At 63.8% G+C, this 16,700-nt stretch carries 18 protein-coding genes; 10 read left to right on the top strand and 8 right to left on the bottom strand.

Annotated features, from left to right (window positions below):
- Positions 1–1,119 carry an FAD-dependent monooxygenase gene (locus AC07O2_RS00695; protein ID WP_495073819.1) on the bottom strand — a complete coding sequence of 373 codons (1,119 nt, stop codon included), beginning with the start codon at positions 1,117–1,119 and terminating at the stop codon, positions 1–3.
- Positions 1,120–1,222: 103 nt separating this feature from the next.
- Here AC07O2_RS00695 and AC07O2_RS00690 point away from each other — a divergent pair, with 103 nt between their 5' ends.
- The 3 genes from AC07O2_RS00690 to AC07O2_RS00680 all read left to right on the top strand — a co-directional run bounded on the left by AC07O2_RS00690 (position 1,223) and on the right by AC07O2_RS00680 (position 4,276).
- Complete coding sequence (locus AC07O2_RS00690; RefSeq protein WP_495073818.1) at positions 1,223–2,107, top strand: MOSC domain-containing protein; 885 nt, start codon at positions 1,223–1,225, stop codon at positions 2,105–2,107.
- Positions 2,108–2,362: 255 nt separating this feature from the next.
- Entirely contained in the window at positions 2,363–3,454 is a 1,092-nt protein-coding gene (gene ychF / locus AC07O2_RS00685; protein WP_495073817.1) for a redox-regulated ATPase YchF, read from the top strand.
- A 69-nt stretch (positions 3,455–3,523) separates the two neighbouring features.
- Positions 3,524–4,276 carry an RNA pseudouridine synthase gene (locus AC07O2_RS00680; protein WP_495073816.1) on the top strand — a complete coding sequence of 251 codons (753 nt, stop codon included), beginning with the start codon at positions 3,524–3,526 and terminating at the stop codon, positions 4,274–4,276.
- Positions 4,277–4,279: 3 nt separating this feature from the next.
- Here the strand turns inward: AC07O2_RS00680 and AC07O2_RS00675 are convergent, their stop codons facing one another.
- Positions 4,280–4,759 (bottom strand): YqaA family protein, encoded by a 480-nt coding sequence (locus AC07O2_RS00675; protein ID WP_495073815.1) that lies wholly within the window; start codon positions 4,757–4,759, stop codon positions 4,280–4,282.
- Between the two features lie 308 nt (positions 4,760–5,067).
- On the opposite strand from AC07O2_RS00675, the gene aceA reads away from it, so the two are divergent.
- On the top strand, positions 5,068–6,387 hold the full coding sequence (aceA, locus tag AC07O2_RS00670; RefSeq protein WP_495073814.1) for an isocitrate lyase: 1,320 nt from the start codon (positions 5,068–5,070) through the stop codon (positions 6,385–6,387).
- A 59-nt stretch (positions 6,388–6,446) separates the two neighbouring features.
- On the opposite strand, the gene dkgB is transcribed toward aceA, so the two are convergent.
- Positions 6,447–7,259, bottom strand: a complete 813-nt coding sequence (dkgB, locus tag AC07O2_RS00665; protein WP_495073813.1) for a 2,5-didehydrogluconate reductase DkgB — start codon at positions 7,257–7,259, stop codon at positions 6,447–6,449.
- Positions 7,260–7,293: 34 nt separating this feature from the next.
- The gene (locus AC07O2_RS00660; protein WP_495073812.1) at positions 7,294–8,499 is read right to left on the bottom strand and encodes an MFS transporter; all 1,206 of its coding nucleotides are present in this window, start codon (positions 8,497–8,499) and stop codon (positions 7,294–7,296) included.
- A 100-nt stretch (positions 8,500–8,599) separates the two neighbouring features.
- Here AC07O2_RS00660 and AC07O2_RS00655 point away from each other — a divergent pair, with 100 nt between their 5' ends.
- Entirely contained in the window at positions 8,600–9,490 is an 891-nt protein-coding gene (locus AC07O2_RS00655; RefSeq protein ID WP_495073811.1) for a LysR substrate-binding domain-containing protein, read from the top strand.
- Here AC07O2_RS00655 and AC07O2_RS00650 read toward each other — a convergent pair.
- Positions 9,487–10,002: a septal ring lytic transglycosylase RlpA family protein gene (locus AC07O2_RS00650; protein ID WP_495073810.1), complete on the bottom strand. Its 516-nt coding sequence runs from the start codon at positions 10,000–10,002 to the stop codon at positions 9,487–9,489. The genes AC07O2_RS00655 and AC07O2_RS00650 overlap by 4 nt on opposite strands.
- 128 nt (positions 10,003–10,130) lie before the next feature.
- Here AC07O2_RS00650 and dusB point away from each other — a divergent pair, with 128 nt between their 5' ends.
- From dusB to AC07O2_RS00630, 4 genes are read left to right on the top strand one after another with little or no spacing between them, the layout of a single operon-like run.
- Complete coding sequence (gene dusB, locus AC07O2_RS00645; protein ID WP_495073809.1) at positions 10,131–11,180, top strand: tRNA dihydrouridine synthase DusB; 1,050 nt, start codon at positions 10,131–10,133, stop codon at positions 11,178–11,180.
- On the top strand, positions 11,177–11,413 hold the full coding sequence (locus AC07O2_RS00640; RefSeq protein WP_490590869.1) for a Fis family transcriptional regulator: 237 nt from the start codon (positions 11,177–11,179) through the stop codon (positions 11,411–11,413). The genes dusB and AC07O2_RS00640 overlap by 4 nt, the downstream gene beginning before the upstream one ends.
- Positions 11,414–11,465: 52 nt before the next feature.
- Positions 11,466–13,037 carry a bifunctional phosphoribosylaminoimidazolecarboxamide formyltransferase/IMP cyclohydrolase gene (purH, locus tag AC07O2_RS00635; protein WP_495073808.1) on the top strand — a complete coding sequence of 524 codons (1,572 nt, stop codon included), beginning with the start codon at positions 11,466–11,468 and terminating at the stop codon, positions 13,035–13,037.
- A 4-nt stretch (positions 13,038–13,041) separates the two neighbouring features.
- Positions 13,042–13,359 (top strand): c-type cytochrome, encoded by a 318-nt coding sequence (locus AC07O2_RS00630; protein ID WP_495073807.1) that lies wholly within the window; start codon positions 13,042–13,044, stop codon positions 13,357–13,359.
- Between the two features lies 1 nt (position 13,360).
- Here the strand turns inward: AC07O2_RS00630 and tam are convergent, their stop codons facing one another.
- Positions 13,361–14,125 (bottom strand): trans-aconitate 2-methyltransferase, encoded by a 765-nt coding sequence (gene tam, locus AC07O2_RS00625; protein WP_495073806.1) that lies wholly within the window; start codon positions 14,123–14,125, stop codon positions 13,361–13,363.
- A gap of 48 nt (positions 14,126–14,173) precedes the next feature.
- Between tam and AC07O2_RS00620 the strand changes: the two genes are divergently transcribed.
- Positions 14,174–14,464 carry a putative quinol monooxygenase gene (locus AC07O2_RS00620; RefSeq protein ID WP_495073805.1) on the top strand — a complete coding sequence of 97 codons (291 nt, stop codon included), beginning with the start codon at positions 14,174–14,176 and terminating at the stop codon, positions 14,462–14,464.
- A 151-nt stretch (positions 14,465–14,615) separates the two neighbouring features.
- Here AC07O2_RS00620 and AC07O2_RS00615 read toward each other — a convergent pair whose 3' ends face one another.
- Both AC07O2_RS00615 and AC07O2_RS00610 read right to left on the bottom strand, forming a co-directional pair.
- Positions 14,616–15,908 (bottom strand): MFS transporter, encoded by a 1,293-nt coding sequence (locus AC07O2_RS00615; protein WP_495073804.1) that lies wholly within the window; start codon positions 15,906–15,908, stop codon positions 14,616–14,618.
- 9 nt (positions 15,909–15,917) lie between these two features.
- Positions 15,918–16,529: a TetR/AcrR family transcriptional regulator gene (locus AC07O2_RS00610; protein WP_495073803.1), complete on the bottom strand. Its 612-nt coding sequence runs from the start codon at positions 16,527–16,529 to the stop codon at positions 15,918–15,920.
- Between the last annotated feature and the right edge of the window lie 171 nt (positions 16,530–16,700).

Raw genomic sequence — 16,700 nt, 5'->3', positions numbered from 1 at the left:
CTAGCCTTCTAAACCCATGGCCTGCCGCGCGACCCAGCTCTTCACCCAGCCGCTGCGTTCAAAGCCCTTCATCCCCCAGTTGCGCAGGCCCTGCCATGTCGCATCGTCGCGTGCAAACAGCTGTTGCAGCCCGTCCGTCGCACCACCTACCGTCAGCAACGCTGTCTTGCGTGCGCGCTCGTATTGGCGCAGCAGCTTGCTGTCGTCCACGCTACGCCAGTAGTCGCGGCCGTGCAGAATGCGCGCCAGTTCGGCCACATCTCCCAGGCCCAGGTTCAAGCCCTGGCCAGCCAAGGGGTGCACCGTGTGCGCCGCGTCACCTGCCAACACCCATGCGCGCTGCTCCTTCTGCCCTACCCAGCGTGCCGCTTGCGCCTTGTGCAGCGGCCACGCGTTGCGCGGGCCATCCAGCGCGAGTGATCCCAGCGTGCCGTGGCTGGTGGCTTCCAGTGCCTGGGCAAACGCCTCGGGCGGCAAAGCCAGCAGTTCGGCTGCGCGTTCCTCTTGCACAGACCACACCACGGCCACAGAGTTCCCTCCATCGCCCTGCATCGGCAAAAAAGCCAGTATTTCACCCTGCGTAAACCATTGGCGGGCGGTGCCGTCGTGCGGTTTCTCACATACCAGGCGGGTGGCGATGGCGTGCTGGTGGTAGGCCATGCTGTCGAATGCCACGCCCAGTTCGGCCCGGGTAGCGCTGGCTTTGCCTTCGCAGACCACGGTCAGCTTGGCCTCGACCGGGCTGCTGACGACTTCGATCATGGGCTGGTAGCGCACGGCGTCAAACAGGCGGGCCTCCAGGGCCGGCACGTCCACGATCCAGGCCAGGGCGGGTACGCCTTGCTGCTCGGCGCTGAAGTGCACTTCGCCACCCTTGTCGCCCCAGACCTGCATGTTCTGCACGGCGGTGGCGTGCTGCGGCTCGGGCCAGCTGCGCAGGGATTCCAGCAGCTCGCGCGAGGCCGTGTTCAGCGCGTAGGCCCGCACGTCCTGGCTGGCAGTGGGGGCGACCGGTTCGGCCACCAGGGCCACGCGCAGGCGGTCGCGCGCCAGCAGCAGCGCCAAAGTGCGGCCAACGATGCCGGCGCCGCGGATACATATGTCGAAGGATTGGGCCATATCTGATAAGTCGGTACGGACGGGTCGCCCGGCGGGCAACAAGTCCAGTGCCGGGATTGTAGGAGGCGGGCACAATGCCTGGATTTGCCCAAGGAATTGCCCCATGGATGTGCAAGCCACCATCGCCCGCCTGTTTGTGTACCCGGTCAAATCCTGCGCTGGCGTGGAGTTGTCCGAGGCCACGCTGACCGAAACCGGCCTGGAATTCGACCGCGCTTGGATGGTAGTGGACGAGCAAGGCATTTTTGTGACCCAGCGCGAGCTGCCGCGCATGGCGCTGATTCAGCCTGAGCTGAAAAACTTAGAGATGGTTTTGCGCGCCCCCGGCATGCTGGCTCTGCACATTGCGCTAGATAAAGTAGAGCAGCCAACGCAGGTGACGGTGTGGAGCGACAGCGTGGCCGCCTTCGATATGGGCGATGTGGCCGCCCAGTGGTTCAGCGACTTTTTGAACACCGATGCCACAGGCCAGCGCGTGGCTGTGCCGCGCAAGCTACGGCTGGTGCGCTTTGATCCCGAGCATCGTCGCTTGTCCAGCCTGAAATGGACCGGTGGCACCGAGGCGCTGAACCAGTTTTGCGACGGCTTCGCGGTGCTGGTCATCAGCGAGGCCGCGCTGGATGGCCTGAACCAGCGCCTGCTGGCCGCCGGCGAAGCTGCGGTGGGCATGCAGCGCTTTCGCCCGAACATCGTGCTGGCCGGCGTGGAGGCCCATGACGAAGATAGCCTGGACGAGCTGCACATCAGCACCTTCCAGGGCCTGGCCCGTTTGCGCATGGTCAAGCCCTGCCCGCGCTGCCCGATCCCGAACATCGACCCAGCCACCGCCACCAGTACCCCTGTGGTGGGCGACATGCTGCAAACCTACCGCCGCAACGAGGTGGTTGGCGGTGCCGTGGCCTTCGGCATGAACGCCATCGTGGTGGACGGCGTGGACATGGCGCTGCGCGTGGGGCAGAGCGCCACCGCTGACTACAAGTTTGAGTGATCTGCTTTTGCCATAGAAGCGGAGGCTCATAAGGATTGGACCGGCTGAGCCCTTGGGCGGCAGCCCGCACTGGCCATTTAGCTGGTCATTACAATTGGCGGCTTCCCGCGTGACAAAACCAGCACAAAATTTTGCCGATTGGCGTGGTTTTGGTTGCGTCGCCAACCCTCTTTCGGCCCCTTCGTCTTGATGTGGGCCTGGCACTTCGAGATGCTCCGCATGGGCCTTGAAGTGCTTGATTCCTAAGGATATTTCATGAGTTTGAAGTGCGGCATTGTGGGCCTGCCCAACGTCGGTAAATCGACCCTGTTCAACGCGTTGACCAAGGCGGGCATCGCCGCGGAAAACTATCCCTTCTGTACCATCGAGCCCAATGTGGGCGTGGTGGAGGTGCCTGATCCGCGTCTGCAGCAGCTGGCCGACATCATCACGCCCGAACGCATCGTGCCAGCGATTGTCGAGTTTGTGGACATCGCCGGCCTGGTGGCCGGGGCCAGCACCGGTGAAGGTCTGGGCAACAAGTTCCTGGCGCACATCCGCGAAACCGACGCCACCATCAATGTGGTGCGCTGCTTTGAAGACGACAACGTGATCCACGTGGCCGGCAAGGTCGACCCGATCGCCGACATCGAAGTGATCCAGACCGAACTCTGCCTGGCCGACCTGAGCGCGGTTGAAAAGGCGCTGCACCGTGTAAGCAAGCTGGCGCGGTCCGGCGACAAGGAGTCCGCCAAGCTGGTGGCGATTCTGGAGAAGTGCCAGGCAGCGTTGAACGAGGCCAAGCCCGTGCGGACGCTGGACTTCAGCAAGGACGAAATGCCTTTGCTGAAGCAGTTCTTCCTGATCACCGCCAAGCCGGCGATGTTTGTGGCCAATGTGTCGGAAGACGGTTTCGAGAACAACCCGCTGCTGGACCGCCTGAAGGCCTTCGCTGCGGCACAGAACGCGCCCGTGGTGGCCATCTGTGCCAAGCTGGAAGCCGAAATGTCCGAGATGAGCGACGAAGACCGCCAGATGTTCCTGGAAGAACTGGGCCAGAGCGAGCCCGGCTTGAACCGTCTGATCCGCTCGGCCTATACCTTGCTGGGCCTGCAAACTTATTTCACCGCTGGTGTGAAGGAAGTGCGCGCCTGGACCATCCACGTGGGCGACACCGGCCCGCAGGCGGCTGGCGTGATCCACACCGATTTCGAGAAGGGTTACATCCGCGCCCAGACGATTGCGTTCGACGACTTCATCGCTAATAAGGGTGAGCAGGGCGCCAAGGATGCGGGCAAGATGCGCGCCGAAGGCAAGGACTACGTCGTCAAGGATGGCGACGTGATGAACTTCTTGTTCTCATCGTAATTCCATAAGCCTTTTAGCCTGCTTGCGCAGATAAACCCTGCGCAAGCAGCTATAAAAACGATAGTGTCTATGACCGAACCGGTTCGTCTCGCCAAACGCCTTGCCGAGCAGCTTGGCTGCTCTCGCCGCGAGGCGGAGCAGTACATCGAGGGCGGCTGGGTGCGCGTGGACGGGCAGCTGGTGGAAGAGCCGATGTTCCGCGTGGCCGACCAGAAGATCGAGGTGGACCCGGATGCCAGCCTGCTGGCGCCTCCGAGTGTCACGCTGATCTTGCACAAGCCGGTGGGCTTCACTGCCGGTCTGGATGCCGGCCCTGGCCCCAAGGCACAGGCCGCGCTGACTCTGTTAACCCGCGAGAGCCATGCACCCGATGATCGCTCCGGTATCCGCGTGCTTAAAAAACACTTTGCCCAATTGCGCCTGGCCTCTCCTATGGACAGCCGGGCCAGCGGTCTGGTGGTCTACACCCAGGATGGCCGTGTCTTGCGCAAGCTGGAGGAAGATGCGGACCTGATCGAGCACGAGTTGATTGTTGAAGTGGCCGGTGCCGTCACGCCCGGCATGTTGCGTACGATGTCCGAGCCGGTGCAGTACCACGAGCGACTGTTGACCCCCGCCAAGGTCAGCGTCAGCAGCAATACCGAGACCGAAACCCGGTTGCGTTTCGCGCTCAAGGGCGAGCGCCCGGGGCAGGTTGACTACCTGTGTGAAAGTGCCGGGCTGCAAATACGCAGCGTCAAGCGTATGCGTGTGGGCCGTGTGGCCATGACAGCGCTGGCTGCTGGCCAATGGCGCTACCTGGCGGCACACGAGCGATTCTGAGCGCTACCAGCTTAGGTGGGGAAACGCCCACACTACCGATCCTGTCATCACCAGATAGCGTAAAAACTTGCCCACTGCCATATAGCCCAGGCAAGGCCAGAACGGCAGTTTGAGCCAGCCGGCCACCGCACACAGCGGGTCACCCACCAGTGGCAGCCAGGCCAGCAGGCAGGCCTTGGGGCCCAAACGTTCCAGCCAACCCAGCACGCGAACGTGGTAGGCCGAATGCTGGTATTTGTCTGCCACTTTATGGGCGCCATAGCCCATCCACCAATCCACGGCACCGCCCAAGGTGTTGCCCAGCGTAGCGGTGAAAACCGCAGGCCAGAACAGGCCGGGGTTGAGGGAAACCAGTCCGATCACTGCCGGCTCGGAGCCCAGGGGCAGTAGCGTGGCGGAAATGAAGGACACCACAAACAGGGTGCTCAGGCCGAATTGCGGCAGTGCCAACAGGGTAAGCAGGTGTTCTATCCAGGCTTGCATGGAGCCAGTATAGGGTTGCGATGCAGGGCGCCCTGCGCAGACGGGATAAGTATTTCACGATGTGATACTCGCCCACCGCTGCGCGAAACGACGTGCTGCTGCAGTGCAGCATTTATTTTCGGTCAGCGGTTTTTTGTTTTGCATTGCAAAAAATGCTCGTAAGCCATTGATTTTTATAGTGTAAATATTTACTCTTATATAAGACATAAGAGTATCAAAAGTCTTGTAGAAGACTTAGAATTTTTCCACCGGCACCGCAGAACCCGCCGCTGGTGCAGACCCTGTTTCAATCAACCTCTGGAGTCTTTATGCCGCAATCCATCACCGAACAACTCAGCCGTGAACAACAAGCCGCCGCTCTGCAAAAAGACTGGGACACCAATCCCCGTTGGAAGGGCATCAAACGTGGCTACACCGCGGCCGAAGTCGTGCGCCTGCGCGGCTCCTTCCCCATCGAGCACACCCTGGCCCGCCGTGGCGCCGAAAAGCTCTGGGACTTGCTGCACACCGAAGCCTATGTGAACTGCCTGGGCGCGCTGACCGGTGGCCAGGCCATGCAACAGGTGAAGGCTGGCGTGAAGGCCATCTACCTGTCCGGCTGGCAAGTGGCAGCCGACAACAACGGCTACGCCGCCATGTACCCCGACCAGTCGCTGTACCCCGTGGATTCGGTGCCAAAGGTGGTGGAGCGCATCAACAACACCTTCCGCCGTGCGGATGAAATCCAGCACTCCAAGGGCATTGATGCGGGCGACGCCGGCTATATCGATAACTTCGCGCCCATCGTGGCCGATGCCGAAGCCGGTTTTGGCGGCGTGCTGAACGCCTTCGAACTGATGAAGGCCATGATCAACTCCGGCGCGGCCGGCGTGCACTGGGAAGACCAGCTGGCTTCGGTCAAAAAATGCGGCCACATGGGCGGCAAGGTGCTGGTGCCCACCGCCGAAGCCGTGCAAAAGCTGATCGCCGCCCGCATGGCCGCCGACGTCTGCGGGGTGCCGACCCTGGTGATTGCCCGCACCGATGCCGAAGCCGCCGACCTGCTGACCAGCGATTACGACGAGAACGACAAGCCCTTCATCACCGGCGAACGTACCTCCGAAGGCTTCTACAAGACCAACAAGGGAATTGACCAGGCTATCAGCCGCGCGATTGCCTACGCCCACTACGCCGATCTGGTGTGGTGCGAAACCGGCACGCCCGACCTGGCCTTCGCCAAGAAGTTTGCCGACGCCGTGCACAAGGTGCACCCCGGCAAGATGCTGGCCTACAACTGCTCGCCGTCCTTCAACTGGAAGAAGAACCTGGACGACGCGACCATCGCCAAGTTCCAGCGCGAACTCGGCGCCATGGGCTACAAGTACCAGTTCATCACGCTGGCCGGCATCCATTCGATGTGGTTCAACATGTTCGACCTGGCGCAAGACTATGTGAAGCGCGGCATGTCGGCCTATGTGGAAAAGGTGCAAGAGCCCGAGTTCGCTGCCCGCGACCGCGGCTACACCTTTGTGTCGCACCAGCAGGAAGTGGGCACGGGTTACTTCGACGAGGTGACGACAGTGATCCAGGGCGGCAAGTCCAGTGTGACGGCGCTGACCGGCTCTACCGAAGAAGAGCAGTTCCACTAATTCCTTGAAGGATGGAACGAAAAAGCCCGCAGCTGCGGGCTTTTTTCATGGGCAGGCCATTAGTCCCATAGTGGTGCCAGCCCGTCCGGGTTGGCCAGGCGTTCATCGCGATCGAGGCGGGCGATGGCGGCCATATCGTCGTCGCCCAGGCGCAGCGCCGCAGCGGCCAGGTTGCTCTGCAGATTATTCCGTTGTGTGGACGAAGGAATGACTCCCAGCCCGCGCTGCAGTGCCCAGGCCAGCACCACCTGCGCGGGTGTGGCGTTCAGGCGCTGCGCGATGGACAGGACGACCGGGTCGGTCAGCACCTTGCCATAGGCCAGTGTCATGTACGAGGTCACGCTTATCCCTTGGCCTTGTGTGAAGTCCACCAGCTTGCGGTTCTGCAAATAGGGGTGAACTTCCACCTGGTTGGTGGCAATCGCCGCTGCACCCACCGCAGCGATGGCCTGCTGCAGCAGTGCGATGTTGAAGTTGGACACGCCGATCTGGCGCGTCAGGCCCTGGGTCTGGGCTTGCTGCAAGGCCTGTAGCGACTCCGCTACCGGCACCGTGCCGCCGGGCGAGGGCCAGTGGATCAGCGTCAGGTCCACATAGTCCAGGCGCAACTTGGTCAAGCTTTCTTGCAGGCTGGGGATGAGCTTGGAGCCTGCCAGGTGGTCCGTCCAGATCTTGGTGGTGACGAACAGCTCGTGGCGCGGCACGCCGCTGTCCGCAATCACCTGGCCTACGGCGGCCTCGTTGCCATAGATCTGGGCGGTATCGATATGGCGGTAGCCCAGTTCCAGCGCAGTGCGCACCGAGGCGGTGGCGGTGTCGCCTTGCAGGCGGAAGGTGCCCATGCCGATCGGAGGGATAGTGTGTGTAGACATGGTTTTTCTTTCAAAAAGGGGGTGCAGTGGGAAATCAATGACCACCGGCGATGGCGGCCCGGCGAGGGCCGGCAGGCGCGGGGTTGTGCTGGTCCAGTCGGCCGCTCCAGGCCGTCAGGCCCCAGGCCAGCAGTACAACCAGGGCGCCTATCCAGGGCGTGTGCATCAGGCCGATGCTGTCCACGATGCGGCCGCCACCCCACGCGCCGCCGGCAATGCCGAGGTTAAAGGCGGCGATGTTCAGGCCGGAGGCCACGTCTACGGCCCGGGGCGCAAAGCGTTCGGCCTGTTGCACCACATAGACCTGCAAGCCAGCCACATTGCCAAAAGCCACGGCACCCCAGGCCAGCACGGTCAGCACCATCAGGCTTTTGTGCGGGGCCGTCCAGCTCAGCACCAGCAGCACTGCCGCCAGCAGCGCAAAAATCAGTTTCAATGCGCCCACCGGGCCCCGCTGGTCGGCCAGCTTGCCGCCCCAGATATTGCCTATTGCCACCGACACGCCATAGGCCAGCATCACCAGGCCGACCGCGTTGGCTTCAAAGCCCGATACCTGTTGCAGCATGGGCGCCAGATAGGTGAAGGCAATGAACGAACCGCCATAGCCCACGGCCGTCATGGCGTAGACCAGCAGAAGGCGCGGCTGGCGCAGCACGGCCAACTGTTGTAGCAAGGACGCAGGTTGGCTGCGCTGCAGCTTGGCCGGTAGGAAGACCAGGCTGCCGATAAATGCCACTACGCCGAGCGTGGCTACGGCCAGAAAGGTGGCCCGCCAGCCAAAGTGCTGGCCGATGAAGGTGCCCAGCGGCACGCCCGTCACCAGGGCTACGGTGAGGCCGCTGAACATGGTGGCGATGGCGCTCGCGGCTTTCTCTTTGGGCACCAGGTTGGTGGCAATGGTGGAGGCGATAGAGAAAAACACCCCATGCGCCAGGCCGGTGACCAGGCGTGCGACGACCAGGCTGGTGTAACCCGGTGCCTGCCAGGCCAGCAAATTGCCCAGGGTGAACAGCAGCATCAGCGCCAGTACCAGGGTTTTGCGCGGCAGCTTGCCGGTTAGCGCAGTGAGCACCGGGGCGCCCACGGCGACCCCCAGCGCATACAGGCTGACCAGCAGGCCGGCGGATGGCAGGTTGACGCCCAGGTCGGCGGCCACCGTGGGGATCAGTCCCACGATGACGAACTCGGTCGTTCCGATGGCAAAGGCGCTAAGGGTCAGCGCAAGCAGGGCAAGAGGCATTAAATCCACTCCAAATGAGTCACAAGGCCTGCAGTGTCTGGTTTTTATTCTTGGAGAAAAAGCCGGTATCCAGCACAATATTCTTGATAGAAAGTCAACAATGAAGACAAGTCTGGACGAACTGCTGGCCTTCACCACCGTGGTGGACAGCCACACCATCACCGCCGCGGCAGCGCAGCTGGCGCAGACCACGTCCGGCATCAGCCGGGCGCTGGGCCGTTTGGAGCGGAAGCTGGGCACCACCTTGCTGCGCCGCACCACGCGCAAGCTTGAGTTGACGGAAGAGGGCCAGGTATTTCTGGCGCATGCCCGCGAGATCCTGGCGGCGGTGGACGCGGCCGAGGAGCAAATGCTGTCGCGCCAGCGCAAGCCGTTTGGCCTGCTGCGGGTGAATGCCGCCGCGCCCTTCGTGCTGCATGGCATCGTGCCCCTGGTGAAGGATTTCCGGGCGCAGTACCCGGACATCACACTGGAATTGCACAGCAGCGACAACATCATCGACCTGCTGGAGCAGCGTACCGACGTGGCCATTCGCATCGGCACGCTGCGCGACTCCAGCCTGCATGCCCGGCCCTTGGCGCAGTACCCGTTGCGCGTGCTGGCCAGCCCGGCTTACCTGAAAGCCCAGGGTCGACCGAAAACCGTGGACGATCTGCGCCGGCACAGCCTGCTGGGCTTCACCCAGCCCGAGAGCCTGAACCTCTGGCCGCTACGCCACGCCGACGGCGATGGTTTTGCCGTGCAGCCTGTGGTCAAGGCATCCAGCGGCGAAACGCTGCGCTTCCTGGCGCTGGCCGGTGCCGGCATCGTCTGCCTGTCGGACTTCATGACAGCGCAGGACCGGGCCCGGGGGGACTTGGTGCAGGTGCTGCCGCGCGACACCTTGGAGGTGCGCCAGCCCATCCACGCGGTGTACTACCGCAATACCGCGCTGGCTTCGCGCATTCGCTGTTTTGTGGACTTCATGGCCGAGCGCATGGCCGCCGTTTAACCTGGCAGGCGCAGACCGGTGCCCGGGCCGTCCTCGGGTGAACGCTGCAGCACCCGCTCCACCAGCACCTCGGCCGTGCCCAAGGCCAGCAGGCCGATTTCCGCGGCGGCGGCTTGGCTCAGGTCGATGACGCGGTGGGTCAGAATGTGCGGCCCTCTGTCATTGATGCGCACCACCACGCTTTTTCCTGTGCGCACCAGCGTCACCCGGGCGTAGCTGAACAGGGGCAGGGTACGGTGCGCAGCGGTCAGTTCATTGGACTTGAAAATCTCGCCCGAGGCGGTGCGCCGACCATGGAATCGCCGCCCATACCAGCTGGCCACGCCACGCTGGGCCGCGCCCTGGCCCAGGTCGCCGGACCAGAAGTCGTTGGCGGGCGCACTCTCCGGGTTGGGGGGCGCTGCATCGGCGTTGTTGTCTTCGGCTGGGATGGTTTGCGCCCAGGTGCCGGCGGCCCCTATCCCGGTCAGAGAGAGCAGCAGGGCCTGGAGTGCAAGACGCTTCTTAAACATCGCGGCATGTTACTTGGCTGGCCGCTGTCGCCAAGGTGACGCATTTTGATTGCTGAAATTTTGAGCAGCTAGAATAGCGATCCCCCCGATTTTTCCTTGGCGCCTCACCGGCGCGTTGACCTATTCCCATGCACATTGGCCCGTACGCTTTGGCGAACCGCTTGTTTGTTGCGCCCATGGCTGGCGTGACCGACAGGCCGTTTCGTCGCCTGTGTAAAGCGCTAGGCGCGGGTTACGCGGTCAGCGAAATGGTGACCTCGCGGCGCGACTTGTGGAACACGCTGAAGACCTCGCGCCGCGCCAACCACGATGGTGAAGTGGCGCCGATTGCCGTGCAGATCGCCGGCACCGATGCAGCCATGATGGCCGAGGCGGCGGCCTATAACGTAGCCAACGGCGCCCAGATCATCGATATCAACATGGGCTGCCCGGCCAAGAAGGTGTGCAACAAATGGGCTGGCTCGGCTTTGATGCAGGACGAACCCCTGGCCCTGGCCATCGTCGAGGCCGTGGTGGCCGCCTGCACGCCGTACGGCGTGCCCGTCACCCTAAAGATGCGCACCGGCTGGAGCCAGGACAACAAGAACGCCGTGGCCTTGGCGCGCCAGTTCGAGCAGGCGGGCGTGCAGATGCTGACCGTGCACGGCCGTACCCGCGAGCAAGGTTACAAGGGCCATGCCGAATACGACACCATTGCCGCCGTCAAAGCTGCGGTGCGCGTGCCGGTGGTGGCCAATGGCGACCTGACCACCCCGGAGAAAGTGCGCGACGTGCTGGCCTATACCGGTGCCGACGCAGCCATGATCGGTCGTGCCGCCCAGGGCCGCCCCTGGATCTTCCGCGAGGTGGCGTATTTCCTGGAAACCGGCACGCACCTGGCACCGCCGCTGGTGGCCGAAGTCCAGCGCCTGCTGCTGGAGCATCTGGAAGACCACTACAGCCTATACGGCGACTTCAGCGGCGTACGCACCGCGCGCAAGCACATCGGCTGGTATGTCAAAAACCTGCCGGGGGGCGAGGCCTTCCGCGCCCGCATGAACCTGCTGGAAGAGCCGCAGCTGCAGCTGGCCGCGGTGGACGCATTCTTTTCCGGGCTTGCCGCCACCATGGACCGCATGCCCGAAGCCGCCGACCCCAGCACCCAAGAAACAAGACCGCATCTGGAGAGCACCGAGTGAGCCAAAAAAGTATCGATGAATGTGTAAGAGCCAGTTTGGCCGGCTACTTCAAGGACCTGGACGGTATCGAGCCCGCAGGCATGTACGACATGATGGTCCGGGTGGTGGAAAAACCCCTGCTCGAAGTGGTCATGGCCCAGGCCGACAACAACCAGTCCCGTGCGGCCGCATGGCTGGGCCTGAACCGCAACACCCTGCGCAAGAAGCTGCTGGAACACCGCCTGGTGGAATAAGTTCGCGCCTGCGTCCCCCTTTTTATTTTGACTCCCTGACCTGTAGAACCCCATGAACGCACTACTCTCCGTCTCTGATAAAACCGGTGTCCTGGAACTGGCCCGCTCCCTCCACGCCCTGGGTTATGGCCTGCTGTCCACCGGCGGTACCGCCAAGCTGCTGGCCGACAACGACCTGCCCGTGACCGAGGTGGCTGACCATACCGGTTTCCCCGAGATGCTGGACGGCCGCGTCAAGACCCTGCACCCCAAGGTGCACGGCGGCCTGCTGGCACGCCGCGACTTTCCCGAGCACATGGCGGCTCTGAAGACGCACGACATCGCCACCATCGACCTGCTGGTCGTTAACCTGTACCCGTTTGAAGCCACCGTGGCCAAGCCCGGCTGCACGCTGGAAGACGCCATCGAGAACATCGACATCGGCGGCCCGGCCATGGTGCGCAGCGCCGCCAAGAACTGGAAAGACGTGGCCGTGCTGACCGACGCCAGCCAGTACGACGGCGTGGTGGCCGAGCTGAAGGCCACCGGCTCCGTCAGCCAGAAGACCAAGTTCGCCCTGTCGGTGGCCGCGTTCAACCGCATCAGCCAGTACGACGGCGCCATCAGCGACTACCTGTCCAGCATCCAGGAAGACGGCAGCCACGCCCAGTTCCCCGCGCAAACCAACGGCCGCTTCGTGAAGCTGCAAGACCTGCGCTACGGCGAGAACCCGCACCAGCAAGCCGCTTTCTACCGAGACCTGCACCCCGCCCCCGGCTCCCTGGTCACCGCCAAGCAGCTGCAAGGCAAAGAACTGAGCTACAACAACATCGCTGATGCCGATGCCGCCTGGGAATGTGTGAAGAGCTTTGACGTGCCGGCCTGTGTGATCGTCAAGCACGCCAACCCCTGCGGCGTGGCCGTGGGCGCGAACGGCCTGGAAGCCTATAGCAAGGCCTTCCAGACCGACCCTACCTCCGCTTTTGGCGGCATTATTGCCCTCAACCGCACATTGGATAAGGACACTGCGCTACAGATTTCGAAGCAGTTCGTCGAAGTGCTGATGGCGCCCGGCTACACCGCCGAGGCGCTGGAAGTGTTCAAGTCCAAGGTCAACGTCCGTATCCTGGAAATCGCTTTGCCCACCGGCGGTGCGACTGCCTGGGAAAAAGGCCAGAACGCGATGGACATCAAGCGCATCGGCTCCGGCCTGCTGATGCAGACCGCCGACAACCACGAGCTGGCGCTGGCCGACCTGAAAGTCGTCACCACCGTGCAGCCCACGCAGCAGCAACTGCAAGACCTGTTGTTCGCCTGGAAGGTGGCCAAGTTCGTCAAGAGCAATGCCATCGTCTTCTGCAAGGACGGCATGACCATGGGTGTGGGTGCCGGCCAGATGAGCCGCCTGGACTCGGCACGCATCGCCAGCATCAAGGCCGGCCACGCGAATCTGAGCCTGGCCGGTACGGCCGTGGCCAGCGATGCCTTTTTCCCGTTCCGTGACGGGCTGGACGTGGTGGTGGACGCAGGCGCGACCTGCGTGATCCAGCCCGGCGGTTCGATGCGCGACGATGAAGTCATTGCCGCCGCCAACGAGCGCGGTGTGGCCATGGTGTTCAGCGGCGTGCGCCACTTCCGCCACTAAGACCATGCGCACCAGCGCCGTGTTTGCCGCTGCGCTGTTCTGCGCCAGCGGCTGGGCGGCGGTGCCACCGCAGGAGCTGGCCCAGCAGTCCGGCTGCATGTCCTGCCACGGCCTGGTGCACAAGCAGGTGGGGCCGGGCTTTGCCCAGGTGGCCGCCCGCTACCAGGGCGATGCGGAAGCACCGGCCCGGCTGGCCGCCAAAATACGCAGCGGTGGCGTAGGTGCCTGGGGGCGGCTGCTGATGCCGAGGCAAACCCGGGTGTCGGAGGCCGACGCGCAGGCCCTGGCGTGTTGGGTCCTGTCCCAGCCACCAGTGCCCTGATTTAGCTGCGCGCCACGATGAATAGGCGCGGAAAGGGCAGCAGCACCGTGCCGTCTGCCAGCGCCGGGTAGGCCTGGGCAATGGCTGTCTGGTAGCTTTCCAGAAACGCCGTTTGCTGTGCCGCGTCCAGCAGCGCCAGGTAGGGCCGCAGCGCCGATCCCTTGAACCATTCCACCACCGCCTGGGCACCGCCCGCCAGTGGGTGAAAGTAGGTGGTGCGCCACACATCCAGATGGCTGCAATGCGGCCGTAGCAGGGCGTAATACCACTCTGCGCTATGCCGTGGCGGGTGCTGCACGGCGCCTATCTGCGCGGCCCAGGGTCCTTGGGTGGCCAGCTCGCGCGCCAGGCGATGGGCGGGTTCTTCCAGGTTGTCCGGTGTCTGTATGGCCAGGCTGCCGCCGGGTGCCAATGTGCCGACCAGGCGTGGGTAGAGCGTGGCATGGTCAGGCAGCCACTGTAGCGATGCATTGGCCAGCAGCACGTCCGGCGGCTGGGCTGGTTGCCAGGTCTGGATGTCGGCCAGCGCAAACTGCAGCGCGGGCAGGCGCTGGCGCGCCGCGGCAACCATATCGTCCGAGCTGTCCAGCCCGGTGACGCTGGCATTGGGAAAACGGTGGGCCAGCACCTCGGTGGAGTTGCCCGGGCCGCAGCCCAGGTCCACGGCGTGGTGCACTTCCTGCTCCGGCAGGGCGGCCACCAGGTCGCGTACCGGGCGCGTGCGCTCGGCTTCAAACGTGGAGTATTGTTGGGCCGACCAGTGCATGCCAAGCTCCTTTGTGGGTTAATGCCCTCTTTTTAACAGGAGATGTGCATGTCGGATTTCGTCGTCGTTGCTTTGGCCCAGGCCAAGCCGGGTTATGAGGCTGCCCTGGTGGCCGCGCAGGCCGCGCTGGTATTGGAGGCGCGCAAGCAGCCCGGCTGCATCGTCTACGAGCTGCACGAGGACGACAGCCAGCCCGGCAAGGTGGTGTTCTTTGAGCGCTGGTGGGATCGTGCCGCCTGGCAAAACCACATCACCGGCCCGCATATCGAGGCCTTCAAGGCCCAGGCTGGCGACTGGGTGGCGCATTCTGAATTGCTGCAGATGCACCAGGTGGCCTAGGCTCACCCCCAGGCTACGCACTGCGTGTCTTCGCCAACCCCCTTGCGGGGGGGGGGGGCGAACCCTATGGCCCGGCAAAGCCGGTTCCATGGGTTCCTGGTGTGGAAGGCCCGGCTTATCTGCGTAGGCAGCTATTTATTTCGTAGCGATATCAGGCGCGCAGGGGCTGCAGCACGGGCTTGCCCGGCGCCCGCGACAGGATGATGGCGGTGGCCGCCAGCAGGCAGGCCGCGCCCGCCGCATACAGCGCGGGGCTGTACGAGAACATCACGGTACGCGTCAACCCGGCGCCATAGGCGGCCACCGCGCTGCCGATCTGGTGGCCGGCAAACACCCAGCCAAACACCATGCCGGCACGCTCCTTGGAGAAATGCGCTGTTACCAGTTTCACCGTGGGCGGCACCGTGGCCACCCAGTCCAGGCCGTAGAACATGGCGAACAGCGACAGGCCGTACAGCGTGAACTCCGAGTGCGGCAGCCAGAACAGCGACAGCCCACGCAGGCCGTAGTACCAGAACAGCAGCTTGCGGTTGTCATAGCGGTCCGACAGCCAGCCGGACAGGATGGTGCCGACGAAGTCAAACGCACCAATCATCGCCAGCACGGATGCCGCTGGCAGCGCCGCCAGCCCGTAGTCGCCACAGAGCGAGATGAAGTGCGTCTGGATCAACCCGCTGGTGCTCAGTCCGCAAACGAAGAAGGTGCCGAACAGCACCCAGAAGATGCCGCTGCGTGACACGCTGCCCAGCAGTTTTAGTGGCTCGGCCAGGCCCATGCGTGTGGCGGCGGGCGGCGTGTCCGGCACCAGCGGGTTGGCGCCATAGGCACGCAGCCCCAGGTCTTGCGGCCGGTTGCGCAGAAAGCAGAACGCCAGCCCGGCCACCAGCAGGCAGCTGGTAACGGCCGGCAGCACCGCCATGCGCCAGCCGTAGCGGTCTATCAGCCAGGTGGCCAGCGGCAGAAACACCAGCTGCCCGGTAGCCGAGCTAGCCGTTAGCAGGCCCAGCGCCAGGCCACGACGCTGCTCGAACCAGCGGGTGGCCACCACCGCGCCCAGCACCAGGGCCGTCAGCCCCGAGCCCACGCCCAACACCACGCCCCACAGTAGCACCAATTGCCACAGCGCCGTCATCCGCGTGGCCAGCAGCAGGCCGGTGGCCACCAGCAGCATGGCCGTGCAGACGATGGTGCGCAGGCCGTAGCGTTCCATCAGGATAGCGGCGAACGGCCCCATTAGCCCAAAGAGCACGAAGCGCAGCGCCATGGCGGACGAGATCTGATCGGCGGTCCAGCCGAATTCCTTGCCCAGCGGCTGCAGAAAGGCGCCGGGCAGGCCCAGCGAGGCCGCCGAGCTCAACATGGTCAGAAAGGCAATCGCCAGGATGGCCCAGGCGAAATGGATGCCCCGGCGTTGCAGCCAGGGGGACAGTGCGTGTGCAAACATGGCGTGGGTTCAGGCGGGTGTGGATGGAGAGGATGGGGTGGCGGGCAGCAGCTGGGCGCGCGCGGCGGCCAGCAGTTCGTCGGAAAGAGCGTCCCCCTGGGTGGCGCGGGACAGCAGCAAGGCGCCTACCAGGGTGGACAGCTGGGCCAGGGCCTGGCTGCGGTCGGTGGTGGCGTCGCCCGTGCCCTGCAGCGGCAGCAGCACCGACAGCAAGTCGTTCAGCCCGGCCAGGTAGGCGGCGCGCACCGGTTTGTCGGTCGACTCGCGGGCCACGTCGGCGGCCAGGGCGGGCAAGGGGCAGCCGGTGCCGGCGTTGTCGCGGCTTTCGGGCCGCAGATAGGCTTGGAACAGGTGCTGCAGGGCAGCGTCGGGGCTGGACTGGCTGGCGACGCGTTCGGTCCAGCGTTCATGGGCCTGGGTGAATGCGTGCGTGCAGGCCACGGCGGCCAGTGCGTCCTTGGAGGCGAAGTGGCCGTAGAAGCCGCCATGGGTCAGGCCCACCGCCGCCATCAGGTCGGCCACGCTGACGTTCTTGATGCCCTGCTCGCGGAACAGGCGGGCCGAGGTGGCTTCTATGGCCGCACGGTTGCTGTCGGTCTGGGCGCGGGATACGCGGGGCATGGGGTTCCTGGGTCAGGTTTTTTGAAAATAGATTGTAGTTATCATGTTTAATAGATGTCAATTGTCATTAATTTAGAGGGTTTCAGTTAAATTGGTATCTAGCGCAGTATTTATATGTACTGAAAGCTATTAATTTAATAGCATGTGGACGAAAAAAAGGACCGCGCAGCG

Source organism: Rhodoferax sp. GW821-FHT10B06 (assembly GCF_059415605.1).
The sequence above is the reverse complement of the archived record's forward strand: the minus strand, read 5'-3'. Positions and strand labels throughout refer to the sequence as shown.